Below are 17,901 nucleotides of genomic sequence, written 5' to 3'. Positions count from 1 at the left end.
ACAAGCCAGAGGCAGCTGACAAAATGGTGAAAGACGCGCCCCCCGCCGCGCCGAGTTGTCCACTCCGGCGTCACCCGTGCGAGCAGGTGTGCCCGTCCGCCCCGGAACCGGCGAACGGAACGTCCGCGGGGACGCTCGCGACGGCGGCGTCGTGCACGACCTCGCCGCCGACGAGGGTGAGGTCGGCCCGCTGGTCCAGCAGATCGCCGGGTTCGAGCGTGTACAGGTCCGCCGACCAGACGACCAGGTCGGCGTGGGCGCCGGGACGGATCACCCCGAGGTCGTCCTCCGCGTGCCAGGCCCACGCGCCGCCGCGGGTGTACGCCCGCAACGCCGAATCCAGATCCATCCGTTCGCGCGGAGTCCAGTCGGTGCGGCCGTCCAGACCCGAGCGGGTCAGGGCGGAGTAGAGGCCGACGAGCGGATCCATCTCCCCGACCTGCCAGTCGCTGGAGAACGCCAGCGCCGCCCCCGACTCGGCGAGCGAACGGAAACGCCACGCCCGGTCCCACCGGTCCTCGCCGACGTTCTCCATCCACGTTCCCGCAACGAGGTCGGGCGAGCAGTGCCGCGGCTGCATCGCCGCGACGACCCCGAGGTCCCGGAACCGGGGAAGGTCCTCGGGATGCAGGCACTCGACGTGGACGATGCCGTGCCGCCGGTCGGTGGTGCCGTTGACGCGGGCGGCGTGCTCGATCGAGTCGAGCGCCAGCCGGATGCCCCAGTCGCCCGTCGCGTGCGTGTGCGTCTGGAAGCCGAGGCGGTCGAGTTCGGTGAGCATCGCGGTGAACTCCTGCGGCGGCAGGCTCGGCGCCCCGCGGTGGCCCGGCCGGTTCGCGTAGTCGGCGAGCATGGCGGCGGTGTGCGGCTCGATCACGTCGTCGGCGTACAGCTTGACCGGCCCGAGCCGGAGCATGTCGTCGACCGGCGCGCCGTCGACGGCCTCCCGCAGGTCCCGGCGGAACGCGGCGTCGGCGCCGACCGGGTGGAACAGGGCGGTGATCACCCGCGACTGCATCCGCCCCTCGGCGCGCGCACGGTACATCAGGTCGAGTTCGGCCAGCGGGACCTGCGGTTCGACGACGGTGGTGATGCCGCACGCGGTCGCCATCTCCAGGCTGGAGGTGATGCGGCGGTACCGGCGGTCGGGGGAGTACATCGGGATGTCGCGCTGCAGACCGGCCAGGCCGGCCCGCGTCATCGCGCTGGTGTAGAAGTCTGTGACCCAGCCGGTCGGCGCGCCGTGGTCGTCGAATTCCGGACGTCCCCAGGGGATCCTGGTGCCGCGGTCGATGCCGAGCTTCCGCAGCGCGGCGTCGTTCAGCCACACCGAGTGCTGGTCGTAGGTGGTGATGAAGACCGGGCGGTCCGTGAGGCCGCGGAGGTCGTCGGCGTTCGGTCTGCGCCCGGTCACCACGGAGTAGACGGCGTTCTCGGCGCAGATCCAGTCGAGGTCGGGGCGGGCGGCCGCGTGCGCGCCGATCCGCCGCCGGACCTCCGTGAGGTCCTGTGCGCCTTCGAGACTCACCGCGTCGGGGTCGAATCCGAGAAGCAGGTGGTTGTGGCTGTCGATGATGCCGGGGGTCACCAGCCGGCCGCGCAGGTCGATGGTCCGCCGGGCCGCCGGAGCGTCCTCGGTGGTCCCGACGTACCGGATCCGGCCGTCCGCGATGCCGACGGCCTCGGCCCGGCCGGGCGCGTCGAACGTGCGGACGACGCCGTTGTTCAGCAGCAGATCGAGCATCAGCGGGTCTCCTCGGGGGCGGCGTCGAGCAGCAGCAGGTGGGTGTTCCTGCGCGGTCGCAGGTACAGGGCGAAGTAGACGAAGCCGGCGGCGACGAGTCCGAGGGAGATGCCGAGGCTGAGCCACTGCGCCGGGTCGAGCAGGGTGACGACGAAGACGAGACCGAGTGCGGCGATGCAGATTCCCGGGGCGAGCGGCCACAGCGGCATGCGGTAGCCGGATCGGGTGGTTCCGCCGCGGCGGTGGTTGATCGCGGCCAGCGCGATGAACAGGTACGTGAACGTCAGGGTCGACCCGGTGGCGGTGAGCAGGACGTCCAGCGGGACGAAGCACGAGGCGAACGCGATGGCGCCCATCACGACGGTGGCGAGCACGGGGACGCGGCCCTTGGTGCTGACGGCCTGCAGCGGCGCCGCGACGGTCTCAGGGAGGGCGCGATCGCGCGCGGCGGCGTAGAGCAGCCGGCCGGCCTGCAGCGTGATGGCGATGATCGCGTTGATCACGGCGAGGGCGATCGAGAGCATGACCACCATGGCGACGGCGTGACCGGCGCGTTCGGTGAGGAAGGCCTCGACGGGGAGGTCGGATCCGAAAAGTTCGGTCTGCGAGCGGGCGCCGACCATGATGGCGATCAGCGGGACGAGTTCGGTGGCGACGGTGATGACGGCGCTCCAGATCACGGCCTTCGCGATCGAGCGGGCGGCGTTCCTGGTCTCCTCGGCGAAGTACACGGCGCCGCCGTACCCGTTGTACGCGAAGATCCCCTGGGTGACGGCGAGCATCAGTCCGGAGATCGCGAGGGGTGCGAGCTGGCCGGTGGACGGGTCGAGGACCTCCGGGCTGAGCAGGCTCGACAGCGGCCGTTCCATGTGGACGAAACCGAGGACGGTGAGCAGGGCCAGCGCCGCCATCTCGACGCCCAGGAAGACGCCGGTGAGCCACGCGTTCGTCCGGATGTCGAAACATGCGGTCACGGTGGTGATCACGACCACGACCAGTGCGGTCTGCTGCGGCGACAGTCCGTGGATCGCGACGCCCAGGTAGTCGGCGACCCCGAGGGCGAAGACCGCGATGATCAGCGGCAGCGAGATGAGACTGATGAAGAACGTGGCGACGCCGAAGGCCGGTCCGAGTGCCCGCGACACCAGCGAGTAGTCGCCGCCGGCAACGGGATACGCGGAGGCGAGTTCGGCGTAGCAGAAGGCGATGAGGATGCTCACGATGCCGGCGATGAGGAATGCCCAGAAGACGCCGGTGCCGAACAGAGCGAGGGCGGAGCCGCCGAGGATGAAGACGCTCGACGCCGGTGAGATCGACGACAGGGTGATCAGGATGTTCCCGCCGACGCCGATGCTCCGCGAGAGCGAGGCCTCGTAGGCGCCCGGGGCGGCGGGGGGAGTGGCCGTGGGCGGCCGGGCGGTCTGGTCCATGAGCTGTCCGTTCGGGGAGGGTGAGGGGGTGAAATAGTTTTTTGACGGATCCGTCAAACAACTGGGCCGAGTGTCACAGATCACGTCGGCTACTGTCAACGCCATGGCACGACCGAACACTCAGAAGCAGCGGCGTTCCGAACTCGTCGAGGCCACGCTGCAGGCGGGATCCGCGCACGGACTGCGGTCCTTGTCCCTGACCGACGTGGCGAAGCGGGCGGGTCTGACACGCGGTGCGCTGCTCTACTATTTCGACGACCTGGATGCGCTTCTCGTCGAGGCCCATCGGGCGGGCACCGAGCGCTACTGCGATCAGCGAGACGAGGCGGTGGCCGTCCAGACGTCGTACGCCGCCAAGCTGAGGACGGCCATCGATGCGGGCCTGCCGAGCGGGCCCGACGACACCCTGATGCGGCTGCTCTACGAATTCGACTTCATGTCGGGCACTTCGGAACTGCACGACGAACTGGTCCGGAAGATGTATCTGCGCCAGCTCGCGACGTACCGCGCGATCCTCGGCGACGGGCACGCGTCGGGGGAGTTCGCCGTGCGCGGCGACCTCGACCAGGCGGCCATGAACCTGGTGGCCCTCGAGGACGCGTACGGTCTGCACATCGTCGGGGGAAACAGCCTCATCACCGTCGACGCCGCGCGCACGGCCATGCTGGGATTCTGCGAACAGATCGGCTGCGGCGTCGCGAAAGACGCCGCAGCCGAACGGGACTGACCGGAGCGGCTACGCCGGGACGCTGCCGGCCACCTCTGCTTCGTGGCGCACCGCACCGGCCACCACGGTCAGCTGCACCCGTGCGGTGAGCAGGGAATCTGCGCCCGCGGTGAACGGATCCCCGTCGAGGACCACGAAATCGGCGGCCTTGCCCTCGACGAGCTGACCGGTGAGGTCGTCCCAGCGGCACGAGTAGGCGGCGTCGCGGGTGGCGTGCGCGAGCGCGTCCGCCATCGGCAGCGCGTACTCCGGCAGGTTCGGCGCGAGCGCCGGATCGATCGCGGACTTGCGGGTCGTCGCGATGTACATGTTGGGCAGCGGGGGATGCGGTGCGGTGGGGGCGTCGGACCCCAGCGCGAGGACGGCGCCCGCCGCCGTCATCTCGGGCCACGGGAACGCCCGCTCGACCCGATGGTCGCCCAGCATCGCCCGCCAGTTCTCCTGGATCGCCGGATCGGCGTGCACCGGCTGCATCGAGGCGACGACGCCGAGCCGCGCGAGCCGCTGCACGTTGTCCTCCGTGATCGTCTCGAGGTGCTCCATCCGGTGCCTGCGCGGGCGAATCCCGTTGGCGGCGACCGCGTGTTCGAGCGCGTCGAGCGCGATCTCCGACGCCTCGTCGCCGATGGCGTGCATCGCCACCTGCAGTCCGGCGGCGTCCGCCGCGGCGACCACCGGTGCCAGCGAGGCGAGGTCCCAGATCGGTTCGGCGTTCGTGCCGTCCGAGTAGGGTTCCTTCATGGCGGCGGTGCAGCTGTCGATGACGCCGTCGATGATGACCTTGATCCCGGCCATCCGCAGCCAGGGGCCCTGCAGGCGCTGCTGGAATTGCGCCGCCTCGTGCACCTGGCGGACGTTGTCCTCTTCCGAATCGGTTCGTTCGATCAGCCAGTGCCCGGCCACGCGGAGCGGCAGGGTGCCGTCGCCCGCGGCCAGTGCGCGTTCGAGCGCCGCGACCTCGTCCGCGCCGAGCGCCATGTCGACCGCCCCGGTGACGCCGTCGGCGAGATACTGCTCGAATGCGGCCGCGAGGGCGGTGTCCCGTTCGTCGTTGCTGATCACCTTCGCGAGGGCGGGCCACACGATCTGGGTCACCGCCGTCTCGAACAGCATGCCGGTGGCCTCGCCGGTGACGGGATCGCGCTCGATGCGGCCGCCGATCGGGTCGGGGGTGTTCGCGTCGATGCCGAGTTCGCGCAGCGCGGCGGTGTTCACCCACGCCGAGTGCACGTCGTTGGAGTCGAGGTAGACGGGTCGGTCGGCTTCGGCCGCGTCGATCATCTGCCGCGTCGGCGGGTGCCCGTCGAGTGCGGAGAACAGCCAGCTGCGGCCGAGGAGCCGGGGCGCGTCCGGGTTCTCGGCGGCGAACCGGCGGATGCGGTCCTGGATGTCGGTCAGGTCGGCGGCGCTCTGCAGGTCCACCTTCTGCAGGGCCTGTCCCATCATCAGCAGGTGGGTGTGGGCGTCGATGAAGCCGGGCAGGACGAACGCCCCGCCGAGGTCGACGACGCGGGCGTCGCCGGACAGCGTGTCGGCGGTCGCGGTGTCGCCGACGTACGTCAGGCGGTCGCCCCGGACGATCATCGACTCGGCCCAGGCCGGTTCGGCGGCGGTGAAGATCCGGCCGCCGCGGTAGTGGGTCGTGTCCGTGTTCATGGTGTTCTCTCTTTCCGTCAGACGACGACCGAGGTGGTGTACCGGTCGGTGTGATCCTGTCCGGGTAACGCGGAGGCCTGCTCGGTGCGCGTCGACAGGCGGGCGATCCAGACGATCGGCACGAGCAGGACGAGGCTGATGCCCGCCAGGACGAAGCCGAACGCGACGTACCCGACGGCGCCGGTCACGAGCGTGCCGAAGAGCGGGGCGAACGCCGACCCCACCAGATAGGTGCCGAGGAGTGGGGCCGACCAGCGGCCGGACGGGTCCAGCGCCGCGGCGATGGCCACCACGTAGATGAAGGCCGCGGCGTACACCGTGTTCCAGGCGATGATGAGCACCAGGTACGTCGTCGAATCGGTGGCCAGACACGAGCCCAGTTTGAGGGCGGCGCCGAGTCCGAGGAGGACGGCGGTGGGGACGGTGCGGCCGAGGCGCGAACCGAGCGCCGTGAGGACGAGGGCGGCGCCGATGCCACCCGCGGTGGACAGGCTGAGGGCCAGGCCCATCTGCTGTTCGGTCAGCGACGCGTGTTCGGCGCCCATGATGCCGGACACCGCCCACAGCGAGTCCTCGCCGATCGCCCAGATCGCGAAGAGCACGAGGAGGGAGAAGCCGGCGACGGCCAGTTTCTTCTCGGTGACGCCCTCGGGCAACGGGGTTCGGGTGTGCGCCGCGCTCGGCTCGTCGTCGTCCTCGTTGACGGCGTCGGGAGCGGACGGCAGCCACGTGATCGTGAACACCGTCGCCAGCGCCAGCACCGCGACGATCCCGAAGGCGTTGGTCATGTGCAGGCCGAGGATCGGGATCAGCGCGAGGACTCCCGTGACCGCGGTGCGGTTGACGAGCCCGTTGATCCCGGACACCCGGTTCGGATTGTTCAGCGCGGCCAGGGCGGCGCCGCCGACCGCGACCGCGCCGCCGGCGCCGATCCCGCCGACGATGATGGCGGCGCACGCGATCGGCGCGGAGTGGATCAGGGCGGCGACGCCGAAACCGGCGGCCATCACGACGAGGCTGACGCGGCCGAGCAGGTGGCGCGAGCGGCCGGCCGCCCACCGGGTGGTCGCGAGGCAGACGAGCGCGGTGGCCAGCAGCGAACCGGTGAGGACGGCGCCGGCGACGGTCTGGGTGACGCCGAGGTCGTCGACCATCGCGATGATCATGAGCGGGATGAGATTGGCCGTGATGTAGCCGACGACGAAGACGCTGAAGGTGGCGATACCGCGGCCGAGGGTCAGGGGGACGCGGACGGCGGCGGTCACGTGGGATTCCTGGGGTGGGACAACGACAACTCCGGGTCTCGGGTGGCGGCCCGCGTGAGACGTGGGTCACTTAGCGAATGAGATTCGTTAAGTATGCGGAGGGTGCGCCGCGGGCGCAAGGGGGCAAACGAACTTGATTCGTTAATGTTGCGTTTCGGCGTTGTTCGAGGTCGGCGTCTGACACAATGGAGTAGTCGTCCGTGCTCAGCTGGCCAACTTGTCCAGCGCCATCCCGATTCCGACAGGTCAGGGTGGCACGGACCCGACCGCACACTGCGCAGGAGCCGACATGACCGTTCCCGTTCGCTGGATGTTGTCCCAGCCGGACCTGGCTCTCGAACTGAAGGGTGGCGCCGCCGGTCTCGGCAACGAGATCACCTTCGCCCACACCACCGAACTGCAGGACCCCTTCCGCTGGCTCTCCGGCGGTGAACTGCTCCTCACCACCGGTATCCGGCTGCCGCTGACGGCCGCCGACCGGGGGCGGTACCTGCGCGGACTCGGCGAAGCCGGGGTGGCGGCCGTCGGGTTCGGCACCGGACTCTCCCATCCGGAGGTGCCCGAGGATCTGGTGATCGTCGCCGACGAGATCGGGCTGCCGCTGCTCGAGATTCCGCTGCCCACCCCGTTCGCGGCTGTGGTCAAGAGGGTCATGAACCGTCTCGCGGAGCAGGAGTACGAGGCGGTGCTGCGCGCGTCCCGGGCGCAACCGCGGATGACCCGCGCCGTCATCCAGGGCGGCACCGGCGCCACCGTCCGCGAACTCGCCGTCGCCACGGCGTCCACGGTCCTGCTCCTCGACCTGTCCGGCCGGGTGCTGGAGGCGCATCCGGCGCAGCCCGCGGAGGACGTCCTCGGGGAACTGCGGGACGTGCTCGAGGCGGGCACCGGCGGAGCGTCGAGCAGTGTGTCGCTCGCGCGGTCGGGCGCGTCGATCACGGTGCAGCAGATCAGCGTCGGCAGCACCCCGCACGGCCACCTCGCCGTGATCAGTCCCACCGCGCTCAGCCATGTGGACCAGATCCTGCTCGGTCACGCGAACTCGTTGCTCGCGTTGGATTTCGAGAAACCGGTGCGGCTCCGGACGGCACAGAACCGGCTCAATTCGCACGCCCTCGGCCTGCTGCTCACCGAGGACCGCGACCTCGCGCCCGCGTGGTCGCAGATCCGGCACGCCGCGGACGCGGACGGGATGATCCGCGGACTCACGGTCGTGGCCGAGACGCCCGCGCTCGCGGAACGGGCCGAGTCGGCGGTCGCGGTGGCCATGAACAAGGCCGGACGGCAACTGTTCTCGCGCAGGCACGACGCGCGGGTCACGGTTCTGCTGCGGGGAACCGACGACGTCGACTTCGCGCGGTCGATGCTGCGCAGTCTGTCCGCCCCGGAGCGGAAGGCGATCCGGGCCGGGCTGAGCGGGCGGCGGGAGGTCGCCGGACTCGTCGCGGCCATCGAACAGTCCCAGCTGGCCGCGTCGGCCGCCGAGGCGGGCGCGGATCCGCTGGAGTTCGCGGCGCTGACCGGCAGCGCGCTGCTCGCGTTCAGTTCGACGCGGGAGGTGCTGAACTCGCTGGCGGACACGATGATCTCGCCGATCGACGACTACGACCGCACCAACGGCACCGAACTGCTGGGGTCGCTGCGGGCGTTCCTCGAGGCGAACGGGCACTGGGAGTCGGCGGCGGCGGCGATGGGCGTGCACCGGCACACGCTGCGCAGTCGCATGGCGCGGATCGAATCGCTGATCGACTGCAGGCTGGATGTGGCGCGCGTGCGCGCCGAACTGCTGCTCGCGATCATCGCCCGGCAGTCGTGACTGCCGGGCGATGACCGGACGGGATTACTTTCCGAGGCGGGCGACGATGTCCGCGGCGGTGCGCTGACCCATCCGGACGGCGCCGTCCACGTGCTGGTAGCCCTCGGCGGCGATGTCCGAGCACGAGAAGTGGAACGGTCCGACCGGTGTCCGCGTGTCCTTGCCGTACCGGTGCAGGCCGCCGAGATCGAAGCTCGCGGCGTACGCGCCCCGGGTCCATTCCTCGGAGCCCCAGTCGGACTCGTAGTACACGACCGGTTCGGCGGCCTTCGGTCCGAGGTAGCGGGCGAGGGAACCGACGATGGTGGCGCGGCGCTCCTCCTCGCTCAGTGCGAACATCGCGTCGGCCTTCTCGTCCGACACGAACGCGACGAGGGTGCCGCGGGTGTCCTCGTGGTTCGTGTTGTCGTACACCTCCTGCACGACCTCGGAGGCGCCGAATCCGGTGCCGGACAGGCCGTCCGCGCGCCAGAACGGGGTCTCGTACACGGCGTGCACCTTGATGACCAGTCCCAGCGACTGATGCTGGTGCATCTGGTGCTGGCGGCGCGGCAGCGGCGGGTCGTAGGAGATGCGGGAGTACAGGTTCGGCGGGACGGCGAGGATCACGCGGGAGGCCTCCACGCGAATGTCCCCGTCCGCCAGCACCACCGCGCCGTCCTCGCTCCACCGGACGGTGCGCACGGGGGCGTTGAGGAAGACGTCGTCGCCGAGGGCGGCCGCCATCCGGATCGACACCTGCTGCATGCCGCCGATGACCCGCTTGTCGAGGATGAAGTCCTCGTCCACCAGGTGCGAGAACGATCCGGCGGACGCGGCCATCAGCACCGCCTGCAGCGCGGAGAACGCGTGCGCGGGCTTGGTCAGCATGCCGCCGGCGATGAACAGGCCGATGTTGTCGCGGGCCTCGGCGTCGTCGGACTGCTCGATCAGCCAGTGCTTGAACGAGATCGTGTCCAGTTCGCGGGCCAGCGGATGCGCCCACGGCTCCTCGGCCCCGATCTGCGCGGCGAGGTCGTCGAGGATCTGAACCAGGCGGTCCATCTCCTTGCGGGTGGTCTCGTCGACAGGGAACGACTCCCCGGTGTAGCGGGTGCGGTCGCCTGCGGCCGAGATGTAGACGGATTCGCCCTCGCGGTACCGGTCGAACGTCTCGAGTCCGAGTTCGTCGAGCAGCGAGATCAGCGCCGTCTGGTCGGGGGACACCCACTGGCCGCCGATCTCCAGCATCGCGCCGTCGATGGTGTCGGTCCAGGTGCGGCCTCCGACGCGGTCGCGCGCCTCCAGGACGGCGACGGACAACCCCGCCTTACGCAGCGCCGTCGCTGCGGCCAGGCCGGACGGGCCCGCGCCGACGATGGCGACATCACGTTGGAGAGTAGGCACTTTCGAGCTCCTTTGGTTGAAGTGCTGATCGGTTCTTGAAAGGTGGTTCGGTAGGGCATGTCTCCCAATCCCCGTTTCGGCGCCCCTGGCGCCCAACCGCCGCCCCGCTGCGTTGTCGTCGGCGCCGATACAACAGCGGTATCGGCTTCTCCTCCGCCTTGCCGGACGACGATTGTTTCGCCAGGTGCATCCGAGAGGGATTGGGAGACACGCCCTAGCAGCGGGTGAGCGCGAGCGACAGTTCGGCGTCGATGACGCAGATGCTCGAGTTGTCCACGCGGTCGAGGCTGCGCAGTTCGCCGAGCATCTGTGCCAGGCGGTCCGCGGCGGTGGTGTGTTCGGTGAGCCAGTGGGCGACGGCGTCGGCGGCGGTCGTCGCGGGCGAGGCGCCGCGCAGGACGAGCCCGATCAGGCCGTGCCAGTGCTCCTGGAGGTTGTCGACGAGGACGGCTCCCGCCATCGCCTCCCAGTAGGCGGTGCCGGTCTCGCCGACGGAGAACCGTTCCGACAGCCAGTCGAGGCCCACCACGCGGCCGAATTCGCGGTACGTCTCGGCCACCTGGGTGATCGGCACGTCCAGCGACTGCGCGGTGGTCTCCAGCGCGAAGGCCTGCGCCAGGATCCGCAGCGTGCCCAGGTCCTGCGCGGGCGCACCGGTGAGGCGGGGCAGCGCGGCCGCGAGTTCCTGGACCGGCTTCGCGAAACGCTCGATCAGCTCCTGCGCATCCGTGCCACGGTGCCGCAGCAGCCACGACGTGGTGCGCTCGATCAGGTCCTGGATGCCGAAGTGCAGGTTCAGCCGGGTCCGGTGCGACGCGCCGGGCAGCGTGAGGACCTCGTTCCACAGGCGGTCGATGTCGAATACCTGCCGGACGACGGCGTACGCGACGGTGATCTCGGGGGTGCCGACGCCGAGTCGCTCCTCCAGCCGGTGGATCAGGCCCGGTCCGACACGGTCGATCATGTCGCCCGCCACGATGACGGCCACGATCTCCCGGGCGAGCCGGTGCCCGCTGATCTGGCGGGGGACGCGTTCGCGGATGGGTGCCGGGAAGTAGTCGGCGAGCACACCGTCGAACACCGCGAAGTCGAGCACGGGGGAGGCGAGCAGTTCGGTGACGACGAGGTTCTTCGACTGCGCGAGCAGGACGGCGATCTCCGGCCGGACCAGTCCGTTGCCTGCGCGGTGCCGCGCCGACAGTTCCGCCGCGGACGGCAGGACCTCCGCGGCCCGGCTGATGCCGGCGTCCCGCTCGAGGTTCTCGATCAGCCGCTCGTGGCGTCCGAGCAGGAACGGGGCGTGGACCTCGGCGAGGCTGATGGCGAGGGTCTGGGAGGCGGCGTCGGCGAGCACCGATTCGCCGATCTCGTCCTGGACCCGGGCGAGCAGCGTGTTCCGTTCCGCCGCGGGGAGTTCGCCGACCGCGACGGCGGCATCCAGCGCGACCTTCAGGTTCACCTCCCGATCCGACGTGGCGACGCCGGTGGCGTTGTCGATGAAGTCGGCGTTGATCCGGCCGCCGTTCAGCGCGTACTCGATCCGGGCGCGCTGGGTGAGACCGAGGTTGCCGCCCTCGCCGATCACCGCGGCGCGCACATCGCTCGCCTCCACGCGGACGGCGTCGTTGGCCGGGTCGGCCGCGTCCGCTTGCCCCTCGGTGGACGCCTTCACGTACGTGCCGATTCCGCCGTTCCACAACAGGTCCACGTCCGCGGTGAGCAGCGCCTTCACCACCTCGTGCGGGGGGAGTTCGGTCGCGGTCACGCCGAGCCGTTCCCGCACCTGCGGCGACAGCGGGACCTTCTTCGCGGTCCGCGGCCACACACCGCCGCCCGCCGAGACGAGGCTGCGGTCGTAGTCGTCCCAGCTGCTGCCGGGCATCGCTGCGAGGCGCTCGCGCTCGCGGTAGGACGCCTCGGAATCCGGTTCCGGATCGAGGAAGATGTGCCGGTGGTCGAATGCGCCGACCAACCGGATGGCGCGGCTGAGCAGCATGCCGTTGCCGAACACGTCCCCGGACATGTCGCCGATGCCGACCACGGTGAACGCGTCCGTGTCGACGTTCTTGCCCATCTCCGCGAAATGCCTGCGCACCGAAACCCATCCGCCGCGCGCCGTGATGCCCATCGCCTTGTGGTCGTAGCCGGCGGACCCGCCGGACGCGAACGCGTCACCCAGCCAGAACCCGCGTCGCGTCGCGATGCTGTTGGCCAGATCGGAGAACCGGGCCGTGCCCTTGTCGGCCGCCACCACCAGATACGGGTCGGACTCGTCGTAGATCACCGTGTCGCGGGGGTGCACGACCTCGCCGTCGACGATGTCGTCGGTGACGTCGAGCAGTCCGTCGATGAAACTCGTGTACGCCGCTCGGACCGCGTCCGGGGTCGTCTCGGTGCGCACCACGAACGCGCCCTTCGCACCCATCGGGACGATCAGTGAGTTCTTCACGTGCTGCGTCTTCATCAGACCCAGCACTTCGGTGCGGAAGTCGTCCTTGCGGTCCGACCAGCGCAGGCCGCCGCGGGACACCGGACCGCTACGGACGTGGCTGCCCTCGACGATCGGCGAGTGCACGAAGATCTCACGGTACGGCGTCACGGCCGCGGACAGCGACAGCATCGACGGGTCGATCTTGAAGGCCGCGGGGGCGGCGCTGATCGTGCGGTCGTGGCGGAACCAGTTGGTGCGCAACACCGCCGAGGTGAACGACAGCAGTCCGCGGAGCAGCCGGTCCTCGTCCATTGTCGCGGTGCGGTCGATCGCGGCGAGCAGCACCCGCTCGGCGTCCGCCGCGGCGCTCGCACGGTCGGAGGCGGAAACCGCGGGATCGAATCGGGCGGTGAACAGGTCGCGGAATCCGCGCACGAAATCGGTGTGCCGCAACAGGATCGCGACGATGTTGGGTTCCGACAGTCCCAGCCCCACCTGCCGGAGGTACCGGCACGCCGCCCGGACCAGGACGGCGTCCGTCCACGTCAGGTTCGCCGCGGCGACGAGGCGGGTGAACCCGTCGACCTCCAGATGTCCGGCGGCCGCGGCCTCGAACGCGTCGGAGAGCAGACCGGGAGTTGCGGCGTCCCAGGCGAAGTCGCCGGTGCTGAAGTCGAACCGGTGGACCAGCGGGCTGCCGGGCTCGCCGTCGGGCAGCTGCTCGTGGGACGCCACCCGCAACCCGAGGTCGGCGAACAACGCGACCAGCTCCGCGAGCAGCGGGGTGCCCTGCGGCCACACCATGACGGCGGCCGGCTCGGGCCGTGCATCCGCGGTGTCGACGAAACGCAGCCGCGGGGTGGTACCTCCGGACGCCAGGACCGCGCTCGACACGGCGGCCTCGTCCCGGCGTGGACCGGGTGTGTCGGTCGTGCTCGGAATGACACCGGTATAGCTCATCGTGTGGCTCCTGACCCCTGATCCGACAAACGCGTGACTGGGAACCAGTGTGTCGACGAGAGACGCACGCCACATCCGACGAAGTGGAGCGTCGTGTGTCGGTGGGCGCGACGTTTCGGCACCCGTGAGTACTTGTTAACCGCCGGCGGTTAAGAAGTACTCACGGCTCGCCACGTCGACACCGCGGCGGTGCCGAGCAGGCCGCCGGTGATCACGAAGATCGACGACGTGCCCGCGACCCCTGCTGCGGCGCCCGCGGCCAGCGGGATCAGGACCTGCCCGAGCCGGTTGCCGGTCAGCCGCAGCGACAGCGCGGCGGCTCGGTTGGCGGCGGTGACGAGCCCGGCCACCCACGTCATGGTCAGGGGTTGGCCGATGCCCCAGAAGAATCCGGCGACGACGAGCAGCAGTGCCATCACGGCCGGGTCGGGGACGAACGGCAGCAGGGCGGTGGGCAGCGCCGAGCACAGCGTCGCGGAGACCAGCAGCCTCGACCGCGGTACCCGGGTGAGCAGCCACGGCAGGAACGCGCGCGACACGATCGACGCCGCGGTGCGCGCGGTCAGCAGCAACGTCACCAACAGCACGCTGAAACCGAACTCGTGCCCGAGGACGGGGAGGTAGGCGACGACGACGTCGACGGACGCCAGCACGATCAGGCTGCTGAACACGGCCGGCCGCATCCCCGTCGTCGAGATCATGCTGAACACGGACTGCCGGTCGCCGGGCGACGGTGGTCCCGCCGGCTGTGGGCGTTCGCGAATCGGCCAGGCGAACGGGACTGCGGAAAGCGCCACCACACCCATCACCGTCAACGCCAGGGTGGTCTCGACGACGCCGTCGCCCGAGCTTCCCGCCGCGATCACACCGACCAGCGGTACCCCGACGGCCTGGCCGACCGAGACGCCGAGCGTCAGTCCGGCGAAACCGCGGTCCAGTTCACCCGGTGGGGAGAGGAGCGTGATGAATCCCTGCCCGGCGACGGTCACGAGGATCTGCCCGAACCCGAGGATCACGTTCCCGAGCCCGAGGACGATCAGGTCGCCGCTGACGGCGATCACCAGGACACCGAGGGAGGTCAGCAGCACACCGGTCCGCAGGACCGCGGCCGCGTGCCGCCGGTCCACGGCGCGTCCGATCCGGACGGCCACGAGCAGCGGCGCCAGCGAGAACAGGGCGGTGACGACGCCGATCGTGACGGCGTCGCCGCCGAGAGCGAGGACGCGGTAGGAGACGAGGACGCGGACGGCGTGATAGACGGCCTGGAGGAGAGCAGTGGCAACGCAGACGTTGACGAACCAGTGCTTCACCAGGTCATCCGTTGATCACCCGACGATTGCCGAGCGGCGCCTGCAACTGGACCTCGAGGGTGCCGAACACGGCGACGAGGATGCACATCTTGTCGGCCGCCTCCGGGAGGGTGCCGGTGCGCAGCGAGATCGTGACGGTGGTGTCGGTCTCCGTGACTGCCGCGTCGGCGCCGTAACACTCCGGGGTTCCGGTGACGAAGTGGATCGCCACCTTGTTGCCGTCCGCGCGGGACCACGACTCGAACGGGGTCGGATTCGCGCGGACGATGTCGGGCCGCGGTTCGAAGACGGTGCCGAAGTCCTCGCCGGGCACTTCGGAGGGAATGGGCATCCCCGACGACGGATTGGTCGGGCTGGGATCCACTGCGGACGCGATCTCCGGGGGAATCGTCGGTTCGTCGGTGCTCGAACCGGACCCGCATCCGGCGACGGCGAGGCAGGCCAGCACTGCGAGGGCGATTACGCGCATAAGCCACGGTAACCTCATCCCGCAAGCAGGCCGGAGACCAGCGCAATCCCCGGAATCGCAGCCAGTGTCGTGACGAACGCGGTGTCCCGGGCCAGGACCGTTCCCACCCCGTACCGGCTGGCGTAGACGAAGACGTTCTGCGCCGTCGGCAGCGTCGCCACCACCACGATGGCGAACAGTTCGTGGCCGTCCAGCCCGAGCAGATAGCGCGCCATCACGTAGGCCAGCACCGGTTGCACGACAATCTTGAGCACCGACGCCAGCGCGACGTCGCGACGCGGACTCGTCCCCTTCTCCAGCACCCGCACCCCGTACAGCGAAATGCCGAACGCGAGCAGCGCACCCGGCACCGACGCGCCACCCATGAGCCGGAACGGCTGCATCAGCGCCTCCGGCGGGGTCCAGCCGAGCAGTGCGATCAGCAGTCCCGCCGCGCCCGCCACGACGATCGGGTTCTTGAACGGCGCGGTGATCGTGTCGAGTCGCGACGCGCCCCGCCGGAGCGTGGTGACGTCGAGGATGGTGAGGGCGATGGGGGAGTACGCGATGATCTGGAACAGCAGCAGCGGCGCCACGAACGAGGCGTCCCCGAGGACGAACACCGCGATGGGAATGCCCAGATTCGCGGAGTTCACATACGAGGACGACAACGCGCCGATGGTGAGTTCGGGAAGGGACCTGCGTAGCCACACCCTCGCGACGACCATGTACAGTGCGCCGACCGTCAATGCCGTGACAGCCGCGACGGCCAGTGTGGGCGAGAAGATCACGGAGAGGTCGGACGATGCGAGCGATTCGAACAGCAGCGCCGGTGTGGCAACGAAGAACACCAGCCTGCCCAGGACGGATTCGCCCTCCGCGCCCAGCGTCCCGCGCCGGCCGAGAATGTAGCCGATCGCGATGATCACGAATATGACGGTGAATCCCGCAACAACTCCCGACACGCTGCGGGGCACCTCCTCGACAGGGATGCCTCCTGTCGGCAAACCTTCCGAAGTCTAGTGCCAGGGGTTCGGGTGAGTGACAATAGCGTCCGGTCGGGGACATCGTCTGTGTGCGCGTTCCGTCGCGCTCGAGGAGTCGCAATGCTGCGTCGTACGACCGTTCTCTGCGCGCTGTTCTGCGCGTGGACCCTCGCGTGGGGTGCCGCTCCCGTGGCGTCGGCGCTGGCCCCGCCGTCGAGCGGGGATCCGGCGCTGATCGCGCTCGCCGGGCAGGTCCTCGGGCGCAGTTACCGCGAGAACGCGAGCGTCGCGTACATCGACGCCTCCGGCACCCGGTTCGCGAACTTCGGGGCAACCGAGGACACCGACTATGAGATCGGTTCCGTCACCAAGACGTTCACCGCGGCGCTGTTCGTCGACGCCGTCGCCCGGGGTGAGGTGCGGGAGGACACGAAGGTCGCGGACGTGCTGCCGCTGCAGGGCGCGCCGGTCGGCGACGTGACACTGCTCGAACTGGCGTCCCACACGTCCGGGCTGGCGCAGTTCCCGATGAGCACCGACACCGTGGTCGCCGTCGGCAACTGGGTGGTCGCGTCCAACCCGTTCACGTACGACCCGGACACGCTGCTGGAGCAACTGCGGTCGGCGCCGCTCACCACCCGCGGCAGCTACTCCTACTCGACCGTCGGCTTCGCGCTGCTCGGCCAGGCGCTGGCCGCGGCCGCGCACACCGACTACCCGTCGCTCCTCCGCGAGCGCATGCTCGTCCCGCTCGGACTGTCGCAGTCGTGGATGCCGCTCACCGCCGCCGACCTGCCCGTGGACGTCACCCGCGGATTCGACGTCCTGCACCGGTCGCAGGACCCGTGGCCGCTGGACGCGTACGCCCCGGCCGGCGGGTTGCGGTCCACGGCGAACGACATGTCGACGTATGTCCGGGCTCTGCTCGACGGCACGGTCCCGGGCGGCACCGCCATGGACCCGCGCTGGGTCGGCGACAGCTACCGGGCGCTGACGTGGTCGATCGTCCCGTTCGAAGGTCGGGACTACACCCTGCACGGCGGCGCGACAGGCGGTTTCCAGTGCACCGTCGTACTCGACAGGGCGAACGACCGCGGGCTCGTCATCTTGACCAATACGATCGGCGGCCTCGAGCAGCAGGGTCTGGAGATTCTCGCGCACACCCCCATGTGAGTGCGAAAGCGTCCCCCGGCACACTTTGTCACTCACCTGCCCGACGTCCCCCCACGTGAGTGACAAAGTGTCCTTGGGCACGCATTGCCACTCACGTGCGCAAGTACCCCCGCCGGGTATGTCCGGTTACAGCGGGGCCGTGGAGACGGCGACCGGACGGAGGCGCACAGTCGTGGCGCGTGCCGCGCTGCTGATCGCCGTCGTTGACGTCGGCGATGCTGCTGTGGTGGGCACCGAATTCGACCGGCAATGGCGTGAATGACGAAAGGCCCCGTAATCCGAGGATTACGGGGCCTTTTCGGTGCCTTGCGAGTTACCGGCTCGTGAAGGGCAGCAGAGCCATCTCGCGAGCGTTCTTCACGGCGACGGCAACCTGACGCTGCTGCTGCGGGGTCAGGCCCGTGACGCGGCGGCTGCGGATCTTGCCGCGGTCCGAGATGAACGTGCGGAGGAGGTTGATGTCCTTGTAATCGACGTACTCGATCTTGGCCGCGAACAACGGGTTCTTCTTGGGCTTGCGGCCCTCGACGGGACGCGGCTTCTTCGACGGTGCTCTCTTGACTGCCATC

The 17,901-nt window shown here is 69.9% G+C and carries 13 protein-coding genes; 3 read left to right on the top strand and 10 right to left on the bottom strand.

What is annotated here, in order from left to right:
* Positions 1 to 70 precede the first annotated feature (70 nt).
* Positions 71 to 1,744 (bottom strand): amidohydrolase, encoded by a 1,674-nt coding sequence (locus tag JWS13_RS13595; protein ID WP_206005955.1) that lies wholly within the window; start codon positions 1,742 to 1,744, stop codon positions 71 to 73.
* A complete protein-coding gene (locus JWS13_RS13590; RefSeq protein ID WP_206005954.1) occupies positions 1,744 to 3,174 on the bottom strand; it encodes an APC family permease in 1,431 nt (476 codons plus the stop codon). Before JWS13_RS13590 ends, JWS13_RS13595 begins: the two co-directional genes overlap by 1 nt.
* A 103-nt stretch (positions 3,175 to 3,277) precedes the next feature.
* Between JWS13_RS13590 and JWS13_RS13585 the strand changes: the two genes are divergently transcribed.
* Entirely contained in the window at positions 3,278 to 3,901 is a 624-nt protein-coding gene (locus JWS13_RS13585; protein ID WP_241032178.1) for a TetR/AcrR family transcriptional regulator, read from the top strand.
* A 9-nt stretch (positions 3,902 to 3,910) separates the two neighbouring features.
* On the opposite strand, the gene JWS13_RS13580 is transcribed toward JWS13_RS13585, so the two are convergent.
* Together JWS13_RS13580 and JWS13_RS13575 are read right to left on the bottom strand one after the other, a co-directional pair.
* Positions 3,911 to 5,557, bottom strand: coding sequence for an amidohydrolase (locus JWS13_RS13580; protein ID WP_206005952.1), 1,647 nt, complete (start codon positions 5,555 to 5,557; stop codon positions 3,911 to 3,913).
* A gap of 17 nt (positions 5,558 to 5,574) precedes the next feature.
* The gene (locus JWS13_RS13575; RefSeq protein ID WP_206005951.1) at positions 5,575 to 6,822 is read right to left on the bottom strand and encodes an MFS transporter; all 1,248 of its coding nucleotides are present in this window, start codon (positions 6,820 to 6,822) and stop codon (positions 5,575 to 5,577) included.
* Between the two features lie 289 nt (positions 6,823 to 7,111).
* Between JWS13_RS13575 and JWS13_RS13570 the strand changes: the two genes are divergently transcribed.
* Positions 7,112 to 8,638, top strand: coding sequence for a PucR family transcriptional regulator (locus JWS13_RS13570; RefSeq protein WP_206005950.1), 1,527 nt, complete (start codon positions 7,112 to 7,114; stop codon positions 8,636 to 8,638).
* A 24-nt stretch (positions 8,639 to 8,662) separates the two neighbouring features.
* Here JWS13_RS13570 and JWS13_RS13565 read toward each other — a convergent pair whose 3' ends face one another.
* The 5 genes from JWS13_RS13565 to JWS13_RS13545 all read right to left on the bottom strand — a co-directional run bounded on the left by JWS13_RS13565 (position 8,663) and on the right by JWS13_RS13545 (position 16,138).
* A complete protein-coding gene (locus JWS13_RS13565) occupies positions 8,663 to 10,024 on the bottom strand; it encodes a flavin monoamine oxidase family protein (protein ID WP_160094059.1) in 1,362 nt (453 codons plus the stop codon).
* 214 nt (positions 10,025 to 10,238) lie between these two features.
* Complete coding sequence (locus tag JWS13_RS13560) at positions 10,239 to 13,415, bottom strand: NAD-glutamate dehydrogenase domain-containing protein (RefSeq protein WP_206005949.1); 3,177 nt, start codon at positions 13,413 to 13,415, stop codon at positions 10,239 to 10,241.
* Positions 13,416 to 13,564: 149 nt separating this feature from the next.
* Complete coding sequence (locus tag JWS13_RS13555) at positions 13,565 to 14,728, bottom strand: MFS transporter (protein ID WP_206011586.1); 1,164 nt, start codon at positions 14,726 to 14,728, stop codon at positions 13,565 to 13,567.
* A gap of 1 nt (position 14,729) precedes the next feature.
* The gene (locus tag JWS13_RS13550; protein WP_206005948.1) at positions 14,730 to 15,194 is read right to left on the bottom strand and encodes a hypothetical protein; all 465 of its coding nucleotides are present in this window, start codon (positions 15,192 to 15,194) and stop codon (positions 14,730 to 14,732) included.
* A gap of 14 nt (positions 15,195 to 15,208) precedes the next feature.
* A complete protein-coding gene (locus tag JWS13_RS13545) occupies positions 15,209 to 16,138 on the bottom strand; it encodes an AEC family transporter (RefSeq protein WP_124389223.1) in 930 nt (309 codons plus the stop codon).
* A 141-nt stretch (positions 16,139 to 16,279) separates the two neighbouring features.
* Between JWS13_RS13545 and JWS13_RS13540 the strand changes: the two genes are divergently transcribed.
* Positions 16,280 to 17,332: a serine hydrolase domain-containing protein gene (locus tag JWS13_RS13540; RefSeq protein WP_206005947.1), complete on the top strand. Its 1,053-nt coding sequence runs from the start codon at positions 16,280 to 16,282 to the stop codon at positions 17,330 to 17,332.
* Between the two features lie 313 nt (positions 17,333 to 17,645).
* Here JWS13_RS13540 and rpsR read toward each other — a convergent pair whose 3' ends face one another.
* Positions 17,646 to 17,900 carry a 30S ribosomal protein S18 gene (gene rpsR, locus JWS13_RS13535; protein ID WP_005238639.1) on the bottom strand — a complete coding sequence of 85 codons (255 nt, stop codon included), beginning with the start codon at positions 17,898 to 17,900 and terminating at the stop codon, positions 17,646 to 17,648.
* Position 17,901 lies beyond the last annotated feature (1 nt).

Source organism: Rhodococcus pseudokoreensis, assembly GCF_017068395.1.
Taxonomy (GTDB): Bacteria; Actinomycetota; Actinomycetes; order Mycobacteriales; family Mycobacteriaceae; genus Rhodococcus_F; species Rhodococcus_F pseudokoreensis.
Note: the sequence above shows the minus strand (reverse complement) of the source record. Positions and strands in the feature narration are given on the sequence as shown.